Origin of the sequence: Streptomyces sp. NBC_00287, assembly GCF_036173105.1 — a bacterium.
GTDB lineage: Bacteria > Actinomycetota > Actinomycetes > Streptomycetales > Streptomycetaceae > Streptomyces.
In genome coordinates this window covers 5583076-5597878 of record NZ_CP108053.1, presented here as the reverse complement: position 1 = coordinate 5597878, position 14803 = coordinate 5583076, and the positions used below count along the sequence as shown (strand labels likewise).

Genomic DNA, 14803 nt, shown 5'->3' with positions numbered 1-14803 from the left:
CTTCTAGGGTCTATGGCAGATCACCCCACAAGGAGTCCCGAATCATGAGCATCGTCGTCACCGGAGCCACCGGACACCTCGGCCGCCACGTCGTGGAGCAGCTGCTGGAGAAGGTTCCCGCCGACCGGATCACCGCCGTCGTCCGCACCCCGGAGAAGGCGGCCGACTTCGCCGAACGCGGCGTGAAGATCGCGGTCGCCGACTACAACACGCCCGAGACCTTCGACGGCCTGTTCGCGGCCGGAGACAAGGTGCTGCTGGTCTCCGGCAACGAGTTCGACAAGGGCCGCGTCGGCCAGCACACGGTCGTCATCGAGGCCGCGAAGGCCGCCGGTGTCGCCCTGCTCGCCTACACCAGCGCCCCCGGCAGCCTGACCGCCGCGCTCGCCGACGACCACCGCGGCACCGAGGCTGCGCTCACCACCTCCGGCGTGCCCTACGTCCTGCTGCGCAACGGCTGGTACCACGAGAACTACACCGAGAACCTCGCCCCCACCCTGGAGCACAGCGCCGTCGTGGCCGCCGCCGGTGAGGGCCGGGTCTCCTCCGCCTCGCGCGCCGACTACGCCGCTGCCGCCGTCGCCGTACTGACCGGTGAGGGGCACGAGAACCAGACGTACGAGCTGGGTGGCGACGAGGCGTGGAGCTTCGCCGAGTACGCGGCCGAGCTGAGCCGGCAGACCGGCAAGGAGATCGCCTACAACGCCGTCTCCGCGGAGGCAATGAAGGGCATCCTCGGCGGCACCGGGATGCCGGCGCCGTTCGTCGACATCCTCGTCGGCGTCGACGCCTCCATAGCCAAGGGCGAGCTGGCGGTCTCCTCCGGCGATCTGTCCCGTCTCGCGGGCCGTCCGACCACGCCGTTCTCCGAGGCCATCGCCGCCGCGCTCAAGGGCTGAACCCTCACCCCGGCGCTGTCATGACCGTATGGCGATACGGGCATGACAGGCCGGGTTGATCGGCGCTACCTTCTTCCAGGCGAGTACGACCAGAAGGAGGGCCCGTGAGCGGGAAGCCGAAGGGCGAGCGGCACATAGGTTTGCTGAACGGCTTCGCGGCTTACGGGATGTGGGGGCTGTTCCCCCTGTTCTTCCCGCTGCTGAAGCCCGCCGAGCCCTTCGAGGTGCTGGCCCACCGGATGGTGTGGTCCCTCGTCGTGGTCGCCGCGGCCCTGCTGGTCATACGGCGCTGGAAGTGGGCCGGTGAGCTGCTGCGGCAGCCGCGCCGGCTCGCGCTGATCGCGGTCGCCTCGGCCGTCATCGCCGTCAACTGGGGCGTCTACATCTGGGCCGTGAACAACGACCGGGTCGTCGAGGCCTCGCTCGGCTACTTCATCAACCCGCTGGTCACCATCGCGATGGGCGTGCTGCTGCTCAAGGAGCGGCTGCGGCCCGTGCAGTGGGCGGCGGTCGGGGTCGGCTTCGCCGCCGTCCTGGTCCTCGCCATCGGCTACGGCCGGCCGCCGTGGATCTCGCTCGTCCTCGCCTTCTCCTTCGCCACCTACGGCCTGGTGAAGAAGAAGGTGGGCCTCGGCGGCCTCGAATCGCTGGCCGCCGAGACCGCCATCCAGTTCCTGCCGGCGCTGGCCTATCTGCTGTGGCTGTCGGCCGACGGCGGCTCCACCTTCACCACCGAGGGCCCGGGACACGCGGTGCTCCTCGCCACGCTCGGCCTCGTCACCGCGCTGCCGCTGGTCTGCTTCGGGGCTGCGGCCATCCGGGTGCCGCTGTCCACACTGGGGCTGCTGCAGTACCTGGCGCCCGTCTTCCAGTTCCTGCTCGGCATCCTCTACTTCCGCGAGGCGATGCCCGCCGAGCGCTGGGCCGGGTTCGCGCTGGTCTGGCTGGCACTGACGCTGCTGACCGCCGACGCCTGGCGCTCCGCGCGCCGGTCGGCCCGTGCGCTGAGGGCCGAGACCAGCAGGCCCAGCACCACCATCACGACCGGCACCACCAGCGCCGTACGGAACGCGGACAGCGTGTCCTCGGGTCCCGATCCGGTGGACGCCAGGCCGTAGACGGCCGTGACCGCGGAGATCCCGATCGCCGAGCCGAACTGGGTTGCGGTGGTCAGCAGCCCGCTCGCCAGACCCTGCTCCTCCTCGGCGACCCCGTCCGTCGCCGCGATCGTCAGCGGCCCGTAGGCCAGCGCGAACGCGGTGCCCGAGACGAACAGCGCCGGCAGCATGACGAGATACGGCCAGTCCATGCCGACCGGCAGGAACAGCCCGTAGGCGACGACGGCCAGCGCGAAGCCGGCGACGATCACGCGGGTGTTGCCGAAGCGGGCGACCAGCCTCGGGGTGAGCGTCGGGGCCAGGATGGTGTCGCAGCCCATGATCACGAGGGCGAGCGCGGTCTGGAGCGAGGACCAGCCGCGCAGTTCCTGCAGATAGAGCGTCACGACGAACTGGAAGCCGAAGAAGGCGCCCACGAACAGCAGCGCCCCGAGGTCGGCCCTGACCACCGGCCCCACCCGCAGAATGCCCAGCCGGACCAGCGGATCGGCGGCCCGGCGCTCGACGGCCACGAACGCGACGGCGAGCAGCACCGCCGCAAGAGCCGCGGCAGCGGTGAGCGGCCAGTCGTCCAGACCGTGTTCCAGGCGTACGACGGTGTAGGCGGCCAGCAGCATGGCGGCGGCCGCGATGATCGCGCCGGGCAGGTCGAAGCCCCGTCCGCGCTCGCGCGGACCGTCCTGCCGGGGCACCAGACGCACGGCCGCCAGCAGCAGCGCGGCGGTCAGCAGGACCGGAGCGAAGAAGACCCAGCGCCAGCCGATCTCGGTGAGCAGTCCGCCGGCCACCAGACCGAAGGAGAATCCGCCGGCGGCCGTACCGGCGAAGATCAGCAGGGCCTTGTTGCGCCGCGGGCCCTCCTCGTACGACGTGGTGATCAGCGACAGGGCGGCCGGGGTCATGAAGGCGGAGGCGACGCCGGTGACAAAGCGGGCGAGGATCAGCATCCAGCCCTCGGTGGCGAAACCGCCGAGGCCGGAGAAGCACAGGAACACGGTCAGCCAGAGCAGGAACATCCGGCGCCGGCCCAGCAGATCGGCGGCCCGGCCGCCGAGCAGGGTGAATCCGGCGTATCCGAGGACGTAGGCGCTCATGACCCAGGCCGCGGTGCCCGTCGTCAGGCCCAGATCGGCTCTGATCGACGGGATCGCGACAGCCATCATGGCGACGTCGATGCCCTCCAGGAAAATCGTTCCGCAGAGGACGAACAGCAGCGCCCAGGCACGGGTGCCCATGACCACACTCCAAGAGTAGGGGGCGGTTACCAAATCGAGGGTCGGTTCCCTCTTGTAACCGCCCCCAGCCTGCGGCAGCATCGACAGACATGGAAGAAGGCACTTCGAAGTCACCGAGTAACTGCGCGAGCACCGTGGACTACGGCGACGCCGACCCCTTCCAGTGGGATACCCGCGAGGACTGCCAGGTACGGCAGATCCTGGACCGCGTCGCCGACAAGTGGTCGCTCCTCGTCATCGCCCTGCTGGAACACCGGCGGCTGCGCTTCACCGAACTGCGGCGCGAGATCGACGGGGTCAGCCAGCGCATGCTGACCGTGACGCTGCGGCAGCTGGAGCGGGACGGGCTGGTGAAGCGGACCGTCCATCCGGTGGTGCCGCCGAGGGTGGAGTACGAACTGACGCCGCTGGGCGGGACCCTGCACGCGACGATCCAGTCGCTGGTGACCTGGACCGAGGAGCACCAGCGGGAGATCGCTCAGGCGCGAGAGGCGTACGACAACCGGGAGTCGGTCCAGGCGCGTTGATCCAGGTCAGCGGCTTTTGTCAGTGGCAGCCGCTATAAGTGACCTCATGACGCAGACATCTGAATCCGCATCAGCACCCGCGCCGCTGCACTGGAAGCTCGTCATCGACTGCGCCCACCCGCAGTCGCAGGCCGACTTCTGGGCCGCCGCGCTGCACTACGAGGTCGAGGACAACAACGCCCTCATCGAGCGGCTCCTGGAACTCGGCGCGCTCCCGCGCGAGGCCACCGTCGAGTTCCACGCCCGGCTCGCCTTCCGGGACCTGGTCGCCGTACGGCATCCCGAGGACCCGTACGACCAGGACAGTGGGACCGGTCTTGGGCGGCGGCTGCTGTTCCAGCGGGTGCCGGAGGAGAAGACCGTCAAGAACCGGCTCCATCTCGATCTGCATGCGCCCGAGGGGCAGCGGGAGGCGGAGGTCGAGCGGCTCAGAAAGCTCGGGGCGAGTGTGCAGCGGGAGGTGAAGGAGCCCTCCGGGCAGTGGGTCGTGATGCAGGATCCGGAGGGGAACGAGTTCTGCGTGCAGTGACCTGCCGAGTGACCGCCCGCTATGCGAACAGCGCTGTCCTGATACCGCTCTTGACGGAGAGTTAGTCACAGCTTCACCATCTGGGCACCTCATTCGCTGTGGAATCCCTGTGATTCCCAAGGAATTCGGAGCCCCCCACCATGAAGCTCTCGGTTCCAGGGCGCCTCACGGCCACCGCCGTCGTCGCGTCCGTCACTCTCCTGATCGGCGGATCCATAGCCGGGGCGGCCCCCGCCCCGCAGCCCGCGGTGGCCGCCGCGCCCGACATCCCCGTGGCCAACGTCAAGGCCCATCTGACCCAACTGCAGTCCATCGCCACCGCCAACGGCGGCAACCGCGCGCACGGCCGCGCCGGTTACAAGGCCTCCCTCGACTTCGTGAAGGCCAAGCTCGACGCCGCCGGATTCACCACCACCGTCCAGCAGTTCACCGCCTCGGGCCGCACCGGCTACAACCTGATCGCCGACTGGCCCGGCGGCGACCCCAACCAGATCCTCATGGCCGGCTCGCACCTCGACAGCGTGAGCTCCGGCGCCGGCATCAACGACAACGGCTCCGGCTCGGCGGCCGTACTGGAGACCGCGCTCGCCGTGTCCCGCGCGAACCTCCAGCCCACCAAGCATCTGCGGTTCGCCTGGTGGGGCGCCGAGGAGCTGGGGCTCGTCGGCTCCCGCTACTACGTCAACAACCTGTCGTCGGCGAACCGCGCGAAGATCAGCGGCTATCTGAACTTCGACATGATCGGCTCGCCGAACGCCGGGTACTTCGTCTACGACGACGATCCGGCGATCGAGAAGACCTTCAAGGACTACTTCACCGGTCTCGGCGTCCCGACGGAGATCGAGACCGAGGGCGACGGACGTTCCGACCACGCGCCCTTCAAGAGCGCGGGCGTACCGGTCGGCGGGCTCTTCACCGGCGCCAGCCGTGCCAAGTCCTCGGCGCAGGCGGCCAAGTGGGGCGGCACGGCGGGGCAGGCCTTCGACCGCTGCTACCACTCGTCCTGCGACACGACGTCCAACATCAACGACACGGCGCTGAACCGGAACAGCGACGCGATCGCGTACGCGGTGTGGGAGCTGTCCTCCTAGGACGGCTGTCGTCCTAGGACCGCTGTCGTCCTAGGAATGGCCCCCTAGGACTGCCGGCGGACGCGCTCGGTGAGTCGGCCCATGCGGGCCCGGGCCGACTCCAGCTTCTCGACGTCCTCGGCGGCCGGGCCGTCCTCCGCCGTGAGGGCGGCCCACAGGGCGATCAGCTCGTGGCCGAGGCGCAGGCCCTGCTCGGGATCGCGCACGGCACGCCAGGCGGTCGCCGCGCTCAGGACGTTGCCGTAGGCGGCCTCGGCGTCCTGGGCGCGGTGGTGAATCCGGGCGAGGTCGAGGGAGAGGGCGAAGGCGTACGTCGGGGCGCCTGCCAAGTAGGCGATGTATGCGGTGAGTTCGCGGAGCTGCAGCACCTCGGGGTGCTCGGGGCCCAGCGACTGCGACGCCTGCGCGACGGTCCGCTGCGCCAGCTCCGCCGCCTCCTGCGTCCGCCCGGCCCTTACGGCCTCGTTGATCCTGGTCACCGGTTCCGCGAGGAGGGCGGCGGTGGGCGGCTCGTCGCCGAGCACGGCTTCCGCCACGGCGTCGAAGCCTCGGGGTGGGGTCGGGGGTTTGGGGGTGAGGTCCAGGGCCGGGTCGAAGGCTGGTTCGTCCGTGGCCGGTACGTCCTCCACCGGGGCGTCCTTCACCGGCGCGTCCATCACCGGCGCGTCCTTCACCGGTGCATCCATCACCGGCGGCGGTCCGAACTCCCCCGTCGGCGGCGCGACCGTGCCGGGTACGGCGTCCCGTACGGCGCGCAGGGGGAACGTCGGGGCGGGGTCGGCGACCGGACGCAGAAGGTGGGTGGGCCTGTCCCGGGCAGGCCGCGGCGGCTCCTCCGGAAGCGGTACGACGGTCTCCGCTCGCGGCGCCGTCTCCACCGGCTCCCCCGCCAGCGCGCTCGACCCGTCCAGGTTCACCTGAAGCGGCACCGCGTACCCGATCCGGTCGTCCTGGATCGTCGCCCGGACGGGGTGTCCCGTCGCGAGGGCGATGCGGTGGAGGTGGTTCAGGACGGTCTGCTGGATCTCCTCGCCCGGGGCGGCCGTGACCGGGACACCGCCGACCGACGCGCCGACCGCGCCTTCCGCGCACGTCCCCGGAACACGGACCTCAATAGGCGCCGCCGTAGAAGCTGCCGGATCCACAGCCCGCTCCTCCCCCTGTTCCCGCTTCTTCGCGCGGCTGAGTCGAGACATCGGTTCCTCACTCCCTGGCAGCACCTACCGTCGAGTCTCTCCGCAGGTCCCCGGTGCACACGTCACCGGGGCGTCACAGCCTCGTTCCAGGAACTCACACCCTGACACACGGGCACCCCGGCCGCCCCGAAGATCATGGGCGTGACAAGGGAGGAACGCGGGCATGCGGACTGACGTGCAGCAAGGACCGGAGATCTGGATCCGCGGGCCGGTGGCCGTACCGGAAGAGCCACGGCCACCCGCGCCGCCTGCCGGTGTCACCCCCCGGCGCTACTCCTGGGTCGCCACCCACGGCGGCGCCGGCGTCACCACCCTGGCCTCCGTCTACGGCGGCCACGACTGCGGGCGCGACTGGCCGGGGCCCGCTGATCCGCAGTCCGTGCTGCTCGTCGGCCGTACGCACGCCGCCGGACTCGACGCCGTGCTGCTGGCCTTGGAGGCCTTCCGATACGGACAGGTGCCGCCCGGCCTCGACCTCGACGCGGTCGTGCTCGTCGCCGATGCGCCGGGCCGGCTGCCGCGTCCACTCGCCCAGCGGGTGAAGGCGATCGAGGAGGTCATCGACGTATACCGGGTGCCCTGGGTCCAGGCCTGGCGGCTCGGGGAGACCGACGGGCGCCCGCCTCGGGAGACCGAGGCACTGGCCCACCTCACAGGAAGCGGGCGACGGTAGCGCGCGGGCTCCGGATAATCCCCCTCGACAGATTCTTGCGTACGCATATAATGCAGATGCAGTTTGTTCGCGTACGCCGACCATTCGCATCCTGGGGGATCCATGACCCGCCGTTTCCTGTTCGTCCTCGGCAGCAGCCGCGAGGACGGCAACACCGAGACGCTCGCCCGCCGGGCCGCCGAGCAGTTGCCCGAGGGCGTCGAGCAGCAGTGGATCGATCTTGCCGCGCATCCGCTGCCGGATTTCGAGGATCTGCGCCACGACAGCGACCACGCCCGCCCGACCGAGGGCAATGTCGCGCTGCTCCTCGACGCCACCCTCGCGGCGACGGACATCGTCATCGTCTCGCCGCTGTACTGGTACACCGTGTCCGCGCACGCCAAGCGCTACCTCGACTACTGGTCCGGCTGGCTGCGCACCCCCGGCATCGACTTCAAGGCGACGATGGCCGGGCGCACCCTGTGGGGCGTGACCGTGCTCTCCGAGTACGAGCAGGTGGTCGCCGATCCGCTGGTCGGCGCCCTCAACAACTCGGCCGCGTACATGGGGATGCGCTTCGGTGGCGTGCTGCTGGGCAACGGCAGCAAGCCCGGTGACGTACTGAACGACGGCGAGGCCCTGAAGAACGCGAAGACGTTCTTCCAACGCGAGGCACCGCTCGCGAAGTTCCCGTACGAGAGCTGATTCCCGCACGAGAGGTAATTCCCTTACGACAGCTACGCCGTGATGTCCTTCGCCGCGAACCGCGCCCAGGCCGCCGTGCCGAACACCCCGGCGTACAGGGCTTGCAGCCCCAGGTTCTTCACCAGGTCGTCCCAGTAGATCGGGTCGCGCATCAGGTCGGCGAAGGACAGCCAGTAGTGCGAGAAGAAGTACGGCTGGAGTACGTCCAGTTGGGGGATCTGGTCGAGGATCTGGATCGTGATCAGCAGGCCCACGGTCGTCGCCATGGCCGCGATGCCGCTGTTGGTCAGCGTGGAGACGAACAGGCCGAGCGCCGCGACCCCGGTCAGGGACGCGGCGACGACCAGCGCGATCAGCAGGGCTCGGCCGAGGCCCTCGGTGAAGCTGATCTGTGTGCCGGAGATAGTGGTCAGGTCCCCCAGTGGGAAGAGCAGCGCGCCGACCGTCAGCGCGGAGACCGCGACGACGAGCGTGGCCAGCAGACAGAAGGCCATCGTGGTCGCGTACTTGGTGAGCAGCAGCCGGGTGCGGCCTGCCGGGGCGACCAAGAGGTAGCGCAGGGTGCCGGCGTTCGCCTCGCCCGCGATGGCGTCGCCCGCGACGACGCCGATGGCCATCGGCAGGAAGAACGGCAGCGTCGCGGCGAGCGCGGTGAACACCAGGAACAGGCCGTTGTTGGTGATCTGCGAGATGAACGCGGGTCCCTCGCCACCACCGCCGTCGACCGACCCGCCGCCGCCCGTCTCGATCTTCACGGCGACCCCGACCAGGACCGGCACGGCGGCCAGTACGCCGAGCAGGGCGAGGGTGCGCCAGCGGCGGAGCGTCGTACGCAGCTCGTTGCGCAGGAGCCCGAAGGTCCACAACACACTCGCCGGGCGCGTAAGTTCAGCCTGCGACATCGAAGCCCTCCCCCGTCAGTGCCACGAACGCGTCCTCAAGGGAGGCCCGTTCGACGCCGAAGCCGCGGACCCGGACGCCCGCGGTCACCAGAGCGGCGTTGAGGTCCGCGAGATCGCGATCGGGCGGTTCCGCTGTCACCTTGTCCTCGGCGACTACGACATCCCCGGCGCCCTGTTCCTTCAGCACCCGCGCTGCGTCCGCGGTGTCCGGCGTGGTGACCACGAGCCGCCCGCGCATCCCGGCCGCGAGGTCGTCGACCGCGCCCTGGGTGATGAGCCGGCCCTGGGCCATCACGGCCGCATGCGTGCACACCTGCTCGATCTCGTCGAGGAGGTGCGAGGAGAGGAAGACGGTCGTGCCGTCGGAGGCCAGCTCCCGTATCAGGGAGCGGATTTCGCGCATGCCCTGCGGGTCGAGGCCGTTGGTCGGCTCGTCCAGCACCAGGAGCCGGCGCGGCTGGAGCAGCGCGGCCGCGAGGCCCAGCCGCTGCTTCATACCCAGCGAGTACGCCCTGGCCTTCTTGCCCGCGGCGGCCGTCAGGCCCACCCGGTCCAGTGCCGCGGCGACGCGGTCGCGCCGGGTGCGCGGGTCGGCGGTCGGGTCCGCGGCGTCGTAGCGCAGGAGGTTGTCCCGGCCGGAGAGGAAGCCGTACAGGGCGGGGCCCTCGATGAGGGCGCCGACGTGCGGGAGGACGGTCCGGGTGGCGCGGGGCATGGGGCGGCCGAGCACCCGGGCCGTGCCGGAGGTGGGTTCGATGAGGCCCATCAGCATCCGGATGGTGGTGGTCTTGCCGGAGCCGTTGGGGCCGAGGAAGCCGAAGACGCTGCCCGCCGGGACGGTCAGGTCGAGACCGTCCACGGCGAGTTGTCCGCCGCGGTAGCGCTTGGTGAGCGCGCGGGTGACGATCACGCTGTCAGCCTGCTCCGGTTCCGGCTCCGCGGCGGACGTGTCAGTCATGGGTGCCTTCTTACCCGGCGTTCGCCGCCTTCACCAGGGCTTCCTTGGTGACCGCGCCGACGTAGACCTTGCCGTCGTCCGTCATCAGGGCGTTGACCAGGCGGGTCTTGAAGACCGTCCCCTCGCCGAACTCGCCCTTCACCTTGTCGCCGAGGGAGTCCATGAAGCCGCCGATGTCGCCGCCGACCTCGGAGCCGGAGGGCATGCCCTCGCCGCCGGTGTCGAGGACGGCGATGGAGTTCCAGCCCTCGCCGATGACCTCGGGGGCGCCGTCTTCGGCTGCCTCCGGAACCTTGGAGTGCTCCTCGGCCGGAGCCTCGACCTCGCCCTCTTCGGTGACCTTCGCGCCCTTCGGCGGGGTGAAGTCGAAGGTCGACGCGTCCGGCTTGGCGAAGCTGATCTTCGTGAAGCCCGCGTCCACCACGGCGGCGCCGCCGCTCGACGGGGTCAGCGTGAACTTCAGCGGCATGCCGGTCTTGGCGTCCACGGCGACCGTGATGGCGCCGACCGTGGTGCCGGACTGCTTGGGCTTGATGAGCAGCCGGTAGGCGTCCCGGCCCGCGACCTGCGCGGTGCCGTCGACGGTGACGGACGTGGTGTCGTCGACCGACTTCAAGGCCTCCTCGGTGAGGTCCTTGGGCGTGGCCGGGACCTCCTTCTCCCGCTCGGCGCTCTCGGCGGCGGTGCCGTGGAAGACCTCGTTGGAGGCACTGTCGTAGCCCCAGATGTCCTTGCCGTTGTGGATGAGGCTGTACTCGGCGGCGTTCTCCAGCAGCGAGAGCTTCTGCCGGTCCGGGCCGTCGGTGGCGACCCGCAGGGTGTGCGTGCCGGTCACCAGCTCGGTCAGCTTGGCCGACGGGTCGGCGGACGAACCGTCCCCGGACTCCATCGCCCCGGACGCCAGCGAGCTCTCCAGACCGCCGAGGTCGGGCAGCCCCAGATCAGTGCTGATCTTCACCGTCCCGGACAGCTGCTGTACGTCGGACTCGGCGATCTTCTCGATGAGTTGCTGTGCGCTGATCTTCGGCAGATCGGGGTCGCCGGAGTCGGCGATGGCGGGGACGAGACCGATGGTCGCCGCCGCCACGCCCACCACCGCGACCGGGACGACGTACCGCGCGGCCTTGCGCCGCCCCGAGCGCAGGTCGTCGATCTCGTCCGGGGTCGTGCTGTCGTCGGATTCGTACGGTGCCATGTGTGCCTTACCTCCGTCGTCGGCGGCGGCCTGCCAACTCCCGTGCGTCCAGCCCGTAGCCGCCATTCTCACCCGAATCGGTGAGGAGTGGTGTTTTCCGTTGTCACCATCTGACCAAATCGGCCGCCGGGAAGCGTCAGACCGCGGGCTCAACTCCGTGTACACCTGCGGTATGACATGAGAGGGCGGCGCCTCCCCCGACCCGTAGGGGTTGGGTGGGGAAGACGCCGCCGGTTGCTGCTCGGTCGGTCGCTCCGGTGCGTTTCTCGATCAGCCCTGGATGAACACGTAGTCCGCCTGGTACGGCACGCCGACGATCGTCCCCGGCGTGCAGGAACCGGCCGGGGCGACACCGCCGACCGTGTTCAGCCGGAGGATCTCCGCGGTGCCCGCGAGCAGCCCGCGGTGCTTTCCGGACTGAGTGGCCTTCAGGTCCAGCTCGGGGATGTTGCCGTCCCCATTGGGCGTCCTGCTGAGGACCGACCCGGTGACCGCACTGCGGTCGGGCGCGATCCACTGCGGGGTACCGGAGTTGGGCTTGACGAAGGAGTGCGCGATCGGTCCGGCGAGTACGGCGCTGACGTCCCGCTGGGCGAAGGCGTGGCCGCCGCCCTCGGCCGGCTTGCACTCGTAGATCTGCTGGCCCTTGATGACGGACGCCTGGAAGTTGTCGAGCGCGTCACGGAAGTCGAAGTCGGTGGTCACCTTGTGGAGCCGGCCACGGACGGCGCCGCCGGGGAACTGGGCGGTGTGCAGGTTGGCGTAGAAGGAACCGGGGTCGGACGTCAGCGAGTTGAGCAGGGCCGGGTCGGTGACCTTGATGGTTCCGGTGACCGACTTGCCCTTGCTTTTCGCGAGCAGCTCGGTGAAGTCGACCTTGACGCCGCCGTTGGTGCCCTTGGCGCCCTGATGGATGTGAAGGGCGGTCGGCTTGTCGACACCGCGCCATTTGACGGCGACGGAGACCTGGTCGCCGTGGACCTTCACGAACTGGAGTGCGACACCGTCCTTGTCACCGACAGACACCTCATTGGCGCCGCGGAGGCTGGTGGCGAGGACGACGCCACCACTGTCATGGGCGGTGGCAGAGGCAGAGGTGGGCACAACAGCGGCGGCCACGGCAACGGCGGCCACGATCAGACTCGTACGCATGAAGTTGTCTCCCCGTTGGTCAGCTGCGCAGGCTTCTGCGCGTGAATACGGGGTTGATCCGACCTTGGACTCAGCTCAGCAATGTGACGCGCGCCACCGGGGACGCAGGTAAGGGGCGCGGGGAACTGCGCGACCAGCCACAACGCACCCGCAGACGGAAACCGGACAGCAAGCGGCAGAACCTATCCCGCCCGATGCACCACCGCGTCGCACAGCTCCATGAGCGAAGCCTTCGCATCACACTCGGGCAGCGGCGCCAAAGAAGCCCGCGCATCCTGCGCGTACCGCACGGTATCCCGCCGAGCCTGCTCGAGGGCCGGATGCGCCCGAAGCGCCGCCAACGCCTCCGCGTGCCGCACATCATCAGTCAGGTCGGAATCGAGCAGCTCGCAGAGCGCAATGTCCTCGGCAAGCCCCAGCCGCTCCGCCCGCTCCCGCAGCCGCAGCACCGGCAGCGTCGCAATCCCCTCGCGCAGATCCGTACCCGGCGTCTTCCCCGACTCGTGGGAGTCGGACGCGATGTCCAGCACGTCGTCCGCGAGCTGGAAGGCGACCCCGAGCCGCTCGCCGTACTGCGTGAGCACGTCCACGACCGTCTCGTCGGCACCGGACATCATCGCTCCGAAGCGGCACGACACCGCCACCAGCGATCCCGTCTTCCCGGCCAGCACATCGAGGTAGTGCTCGACCGGGTCGCGCCCGTCCTGCGGCCCCGCCGTCTCCAGGATCTGCCCGGTGACGAGCCGCTCGAACGCCTCGGCCTGCACCCGGACGGCCTCGGGACCGAGGTCGGCGAGGATGTGCGAGGCGCGGGCGAAGAGGAAGTCACCCGTGAGGACCGCGACCGAGTTCCCCCAGCGGGTGTTCGCGCTGGGCACCCCGCGCCGGACCTCGGCCTCGTCCATCACGTCGTCGTGGTACAGCGTCGCCAGATGGGTCAACTCGACCACCACGGCCGACGGCACGACCCCCGGCGTGTACGGGTCCCCGAACTGCGCGGTGAGCATCACGAGCAGCGGCCTGAACCGCTTCCCGCCCGCGCGCACGAGATGCTGGGCTGCCTCCGTGATGAAGGGGACCTCGCTCTTGGTGGCCTCGAGCAATCCCTCCTCGACAGCCGCCAATCCGGCCTGGACATCGGCTTCCAGAGCCTGGTCCCGCACGCTCAGCCCGAACGGCCCGACGACGGTCACGAGGGGTCTCCTGTCTGCTGGTGTCTACTGGCGATTACGCGGTTTGTCGATAGGTCGCTGCCTTCACTCAAGTCAGCGTATCCGGTCACGTTTCGATCACCGCTGCCGCCCGCCCGTCCACGACGGGCGGTATGGGATCACGCCGGTTATGTTTTTGATCACCTGATAAGAACGGATATCTATCGACTTACGTGGAAGTAGTGGAGCGTGTCTCGAACCGAAGTCGATGTCCCGCCCGGCAGCGGGCCGCCGCCCAAGGACGACACAGCGTTCTTCGGTCAGCCCAGGGGCCTGCTCACGCTCTCCGGCCTGGAGGTCTGGGAGCGCTTCTCGTTCCTCGGCATGCAGGCCATCCTGGTGCTGTACTTCGCCGACACGGTGGCCCACGGGGGCATGGGCATGTCGTCCGGAACGGCAGCCTCCGTCTCCGCCGCCTACGGCACCCTGGTCTACCTCGTCTCGGTCGCGGGCGGCTGGCTCGCCGACCGCATCCTCGGCTCGTACCGCGCGGTGCTGTGGGGCGGCATCGTGATCGCCTGCGGCCACTACGCCATGGCGGTGCCCACCGCCGCCATGACCTGGGCCGGCCTCGGGCTGATCAGCGCGGGCACCGGACTGCTCAAGCCCAATGTCGCCACCATGGTCGGCAAGCTCTACCGCACCGACGACGAGCGCCGGGACGCCGGCTTCGCCCTCTACTACATGGCGATCAACATCGGCGCCTTCGCGGGCCCGCTGATCACCGGCTGGCTGGGGGACCACCGGGGCTGGCAGTGGGGTTTCTCGGCCGCCGCGATCGGCATGACCTTCGGCCTGATCCAGTACGTCGCCGGGCGCCGCCACCTGGCCGGGCGCAAGCACGCCGCCGAATTCGCCCTCGCGCCCGACGCCATGTGCCGCGCGGTACGGCTGATCGTGGCGGGCACGGCGGCAGTCGCACTGCTCGCGACTCTCCTGGCGGCCGCCGACCGGCTCACCATGGACTTCGTCGATCTGCTCACCCTGATCTCGGTGATCGCGCCGGTGCTCTACTTCGCGGTGATGTTCGCGAGCCCGCGCGTGACCGCCGAGGAACGCGGCCGGCTGCGGCCGTACATCGTGCTCTTCCTCGCCTCGACGGTCTTCAACTTCATCCTCTTCCAGGCCTACTCGACGATGATGCTGCTGGCCGCCTCGAACGCCGAGACCACCCTCCTCGGCTACGACTTCCCCGCGAGCTGGTACGCCTCCGCCCCCGCCGCCTTCTCCAGCCAGACCATGTCCCTGTGGTTCCTGTCGCTGGCCCTCGCCAACGGCATCCAGGCCCAGACGGTAAAGCTCTACGACGACGTCTCCAAGCCCGCCTACTTCGGCGTCAACGGCGCCCTCGCGGTGGCCGCCGGGCTCGCCGTGATGGCCGCCGCACCCTGGCTGCGCCGCACCATGCACCCCGTCCACTGAGGTCATCGCGA

Annotated in this window: 15 protein-coding genes and 1 pseudogene; 9 read left to right on the top strand and 7 right to left on the bottom strand. The window is 69.8% G+C overall.

What is annotated here, in order from left to right; all coding sequences use genetic code 11:
- The first annotated feature begins 44 nt into the window (after positions 1-44).
- Together OHT76_RS25580 and rarD are read left to right on the top strand one after the other, a co-directional pair.
- The gene (locus OHT76_RS25580; RefSeq protein WP_328873207.1) at positions 45-899 is read left to right on the top strand and encodes an SDR family oxidoreductase; all 855 of its coding nucleotides are present in this window, start codon (positions 45-47) and stop codon (positions 897-899) included.
- 167 nt (positions 900-1066) lie between these two features.
- Complete coding sequence (gene rarD / locus OHT76_RS25575) at positions 1067-2017, top strand: EamA family transporter RarD (protein ID WP_443049931.1); 951 nt, start codon at positions 1067-1069, stop codon at positions 2015-2017.
- An 80-nt stretch (positions 2018-2097) separates the two neighbouring features.
- Here the strand turns inward: rarD and OHT76_RS25570 are convergent.
- A pseudogene (locus OHT76_RS25570) lies at positions 2098-3177 on the bottom strand (MFS transporter); the annotation flags it as partial.
- A gap of 164 nt (positions 3178-3341) precedes the next feature.
- Between OHT76_RS25570 and OHT76_RS25565 the strand changes: the two are divergent.
- The 3 genes from OHT76_RS25565 to OHT76_RS25555 all read left to right on the top strand — a co-directional run bounded on the left by OHT76_RS25565 (position 3342) and on the right by OHT76_RS25555 (position 5399).
- Entirely contained in the window at positions 3342-3779 is a 438-nt protein-coding gene (locus OHT76_RS25565; RefSeq protein WP_328873205.1) for a winged helix-turn-helix transcriptional regulator, read from the top strand.
- Between the two features lie 46 nt (positions 3780-3825).
- Positions 3826-4308 (top strand): VOC family protein, encoded by a 483-nt coding sequence (locus OHT76_RS25560; RefSeq protein WP_328873204.1) that lies wholly within the window; start codon positions 3826-3828, stop codon positions 4306-4308.
- Positions 4309-4448: 140 nt separating this feature from the next.
- On the top strand, positions 4449-5399 hold the full coding sequence (locus OHT76_RS25555; RefSeq protein WP_328873203.1) for a M28 family metallopeptidase: 951 nt from the start codon (positions 4449-4451) through the stop codon (positions 5397-5399).
- Positions 5400-5443: 44 nt separating this feature from the next.
- On the opposite strand, the gene OHT76_RS44180 is transcribed toward OHT76_RS25555, so the two are convergent.
- Positions 5444-5767, bottom strand: coding sequence for a hypothetical protein (locus OHT76_RS44180; RefSeq protein ID WP_443049834.1), 324 nt, complete (start codon positions 5765-5767; stop codon positions 5444-5446).
- On the opposite strand from OHT76_RS44180, the gene OHT76_RS44175 reads away from it, so the two are divergent.
- The 3 genes from OHT76_RS44175 to OHT76_RS25540 all read left to right on the top strand — a co-directional run bounded on the left by OHT76_RS44175 (position 5736) and on the right by OHT76_RS25540 (position 7952).
- Positions 5736-6320: a pentapeptide repeat-containing protein gene (locus OHT76_RS44175; protein ID WP_443049833.1), complete on the top strand. Its 585-nt coding sequence runs from the start codon at positions 5736-5738 to the stop codon at positions 6318-6320. The two genes, OHT76_RS44180 and OHT76_RS44175, sit on opposite strands and share 32 nt — an antisense overlap.
- Positions 6321-6758: 438 nt before the next feature.
- Positions 6759-7268 carry a DUF6668 family protein gene (locus OHT76_RS25545; protein ID WP_328873201.1) on the top strand — a complete coding sequence of 170 codons (510 nt, stop codon included), beginning with the start codon at positions 6759-6761 and terminating at the stop codon, positions 7266-7268.
- A 102-nt stretch (positions 7269-7370) separates the two neighbouring features.
- On the top strand, positions 7371-7952 hold the full coding sequence (locus OHT76_RS25540; protein ID WP_328873200.1) for a flavodoxin family protein: 582 nt from the start codon (positions 7371-7373) through the stop codon (positions 7950-7952).
- A 32-nt stretch (positions 7953-7984) separates the two neighbouring features.
- On the opposite strand, the gene OHT76_RS25535 is transcribed toward OHT76_RS25540, so the two are convergent.
- The 5 genes from OHT76_RS25535 to OHT76_RS25515 all read right to left on the bottom strand — a co-directional run bounded on the left by OHT76_RS25535 (position 7985) and on the right by OHT76_RS25515 (position 13352).
- Complete coding sequence (locus OHT76_RS25535) at positions 7985-8854, bottom strand: ABC transporter permease (RefSeq protein WP_328873199.1); 870 nt, start codon at positions 8852-8854, stop codon at positions 7985-7987.
- Entirely contained in the window at positions 8841-9812 is a 972-nt protein-coding gene (locus tag OHT76_RS25530; RefSeq protein ID WP_328873198.1) for an ABC transporter ATP-binding protein, read from the bottom strand. The genes OHT76_RS25535 and OHT76_RS25530 overlap by 14 nt, the downstream gene beginning before the upstream one ends.
- Positions 9813-9822: 10 nt before the next feature.
- A complete protein-coding gene (locus OHT76_RS25525) occupies positions 9823-11007 on the bottom strand; it encodes a LolA family protein (protein WP_328873197.1) in 1185 nt (394 codons plus the stop codon).
- Positions 11008-11277: 270 nt separating this feature from the next.
- Positions 11278-12159, bottom strand: a complete 882-nt coding sequence (locus OHT76_RS25520; protein ID WP_328873196.1) for a CHRD domain-containing protein — start codon at positions 12157-12159, stop codon at positions 11278-11280.
- 182 nt (positions 12160-12341) lie between these two features.
- Positions 12342-13352, bottom strand: a complete 1011-nt coding sequence (locus OHT76_RS25515) for a polyprenyl synthetase family protein (RefSeq protein ID WP_328873195.1) — start codon at positions 13350-13352, stop codon at positions 12342-12344.
- A gap of 207 nt (positions 13353-13559) precedes the next feature.
- Here OHT76_RS25515 and OHT76_RS25510 point away from each other — a divergent pair, with 207 nt between their 5' ends.
- Complete coding sequence (locus tag OHT76_RS25510; protein WP_328873194.1) at positions 13560-14792, top strand: peptide MFS transporter; 1233 nt, start codon at positions 13560-13562, stop codon at positions 14790-14792.
- Positions 14793-14803: the final 11 nt, after the last annotated feature.

Bases quoted from the DNA above. Each gene is read 5' to 3' on its own strand.
- OHT76_RS25565 (WP_328873205.1), top strand. From the start codon at position 3,342: ATGGAAGAAGGCACTTCGAAGTCACCGAGTAACTGCGCGAGCACCGTG.
- OHT76_RS25535 (WP_328873199.1), bottom strand. From the start codon at position 8,854: ATGTCGCAGGCTGAACTTACGCGCCCGGCGAGTGTGTTGTGGACCTTC.
- OHT76_RS25540 (WP_328873200.1), top strand. From the start codon at position 7,371: ATGACCCGCCGTTTCCTGTTCGTCCTCGGCAGCAGCCGCGAGGACGGC.
- OHT76_RS25560 (WP_328873204.1), top strand. From the start codon at position 3,826: ATGACGCAGACATCTGAATCCGCATCAGCACCCGCGCCGCTGCACTGG.
- rarD (WP_443049931.1), top strand. From the start codon at position 1,067: ATGTGGGGGCTGTTCCCCCTGTTCTTCCCGCTGCTGAAGCCCGCCGAG.
- OHT76_RS25520 (WP_328873196.1), bottom strand. From the start codon at position 12,159: ATGCGTACGAGTCTGATCGTGGCCGCCGTTGCCGTGGCCGCCGCTGTT.
- OHT76_RS25580 (WP_328873207.1), top strand. From the start codon at position 45: ATGAGCATCGTCGTCACCGGAGCCACCGGACACCTCGGCCGCCACGTC.
- OHT76_RS25555 (WP_328873203.1), top strand. From the start codon at position 4,449: ATGAAGCTCTCGGTTCCAGGGCGCCTCACGGCCACCGCCGTCGTCGCG.
- OHT76_RS25545 (WP_328873201.1), top strand. From the start codon at position 6,759: ATGCGGACTGACGTGCAGCAAGGACCGGAGATCTGGATCCGCGGGCCG.
- OHT76_RS44175 (WP_443049833.1), top strand. From the start codon at position 5,736: ATGTATGCGGTGAGTTCGCGGAGCTGCAGCACCTCGGGGTGCTCGGGG.
- OHT76_RS25530 (WP_328873198.1), bottom strand. From the start codon at position 9,812: ATGACTGACACGTCCGCCGCGGAGCCGGAACCGGAGCAGGCTGACAGC.
- OHT76_RS25525 (WP_328873197.1), bottom strand. From the start codon at position 11,007: ATGGCACCGTACGAATCCGACGACAGCACGACCCCGGACGAGATCGAC.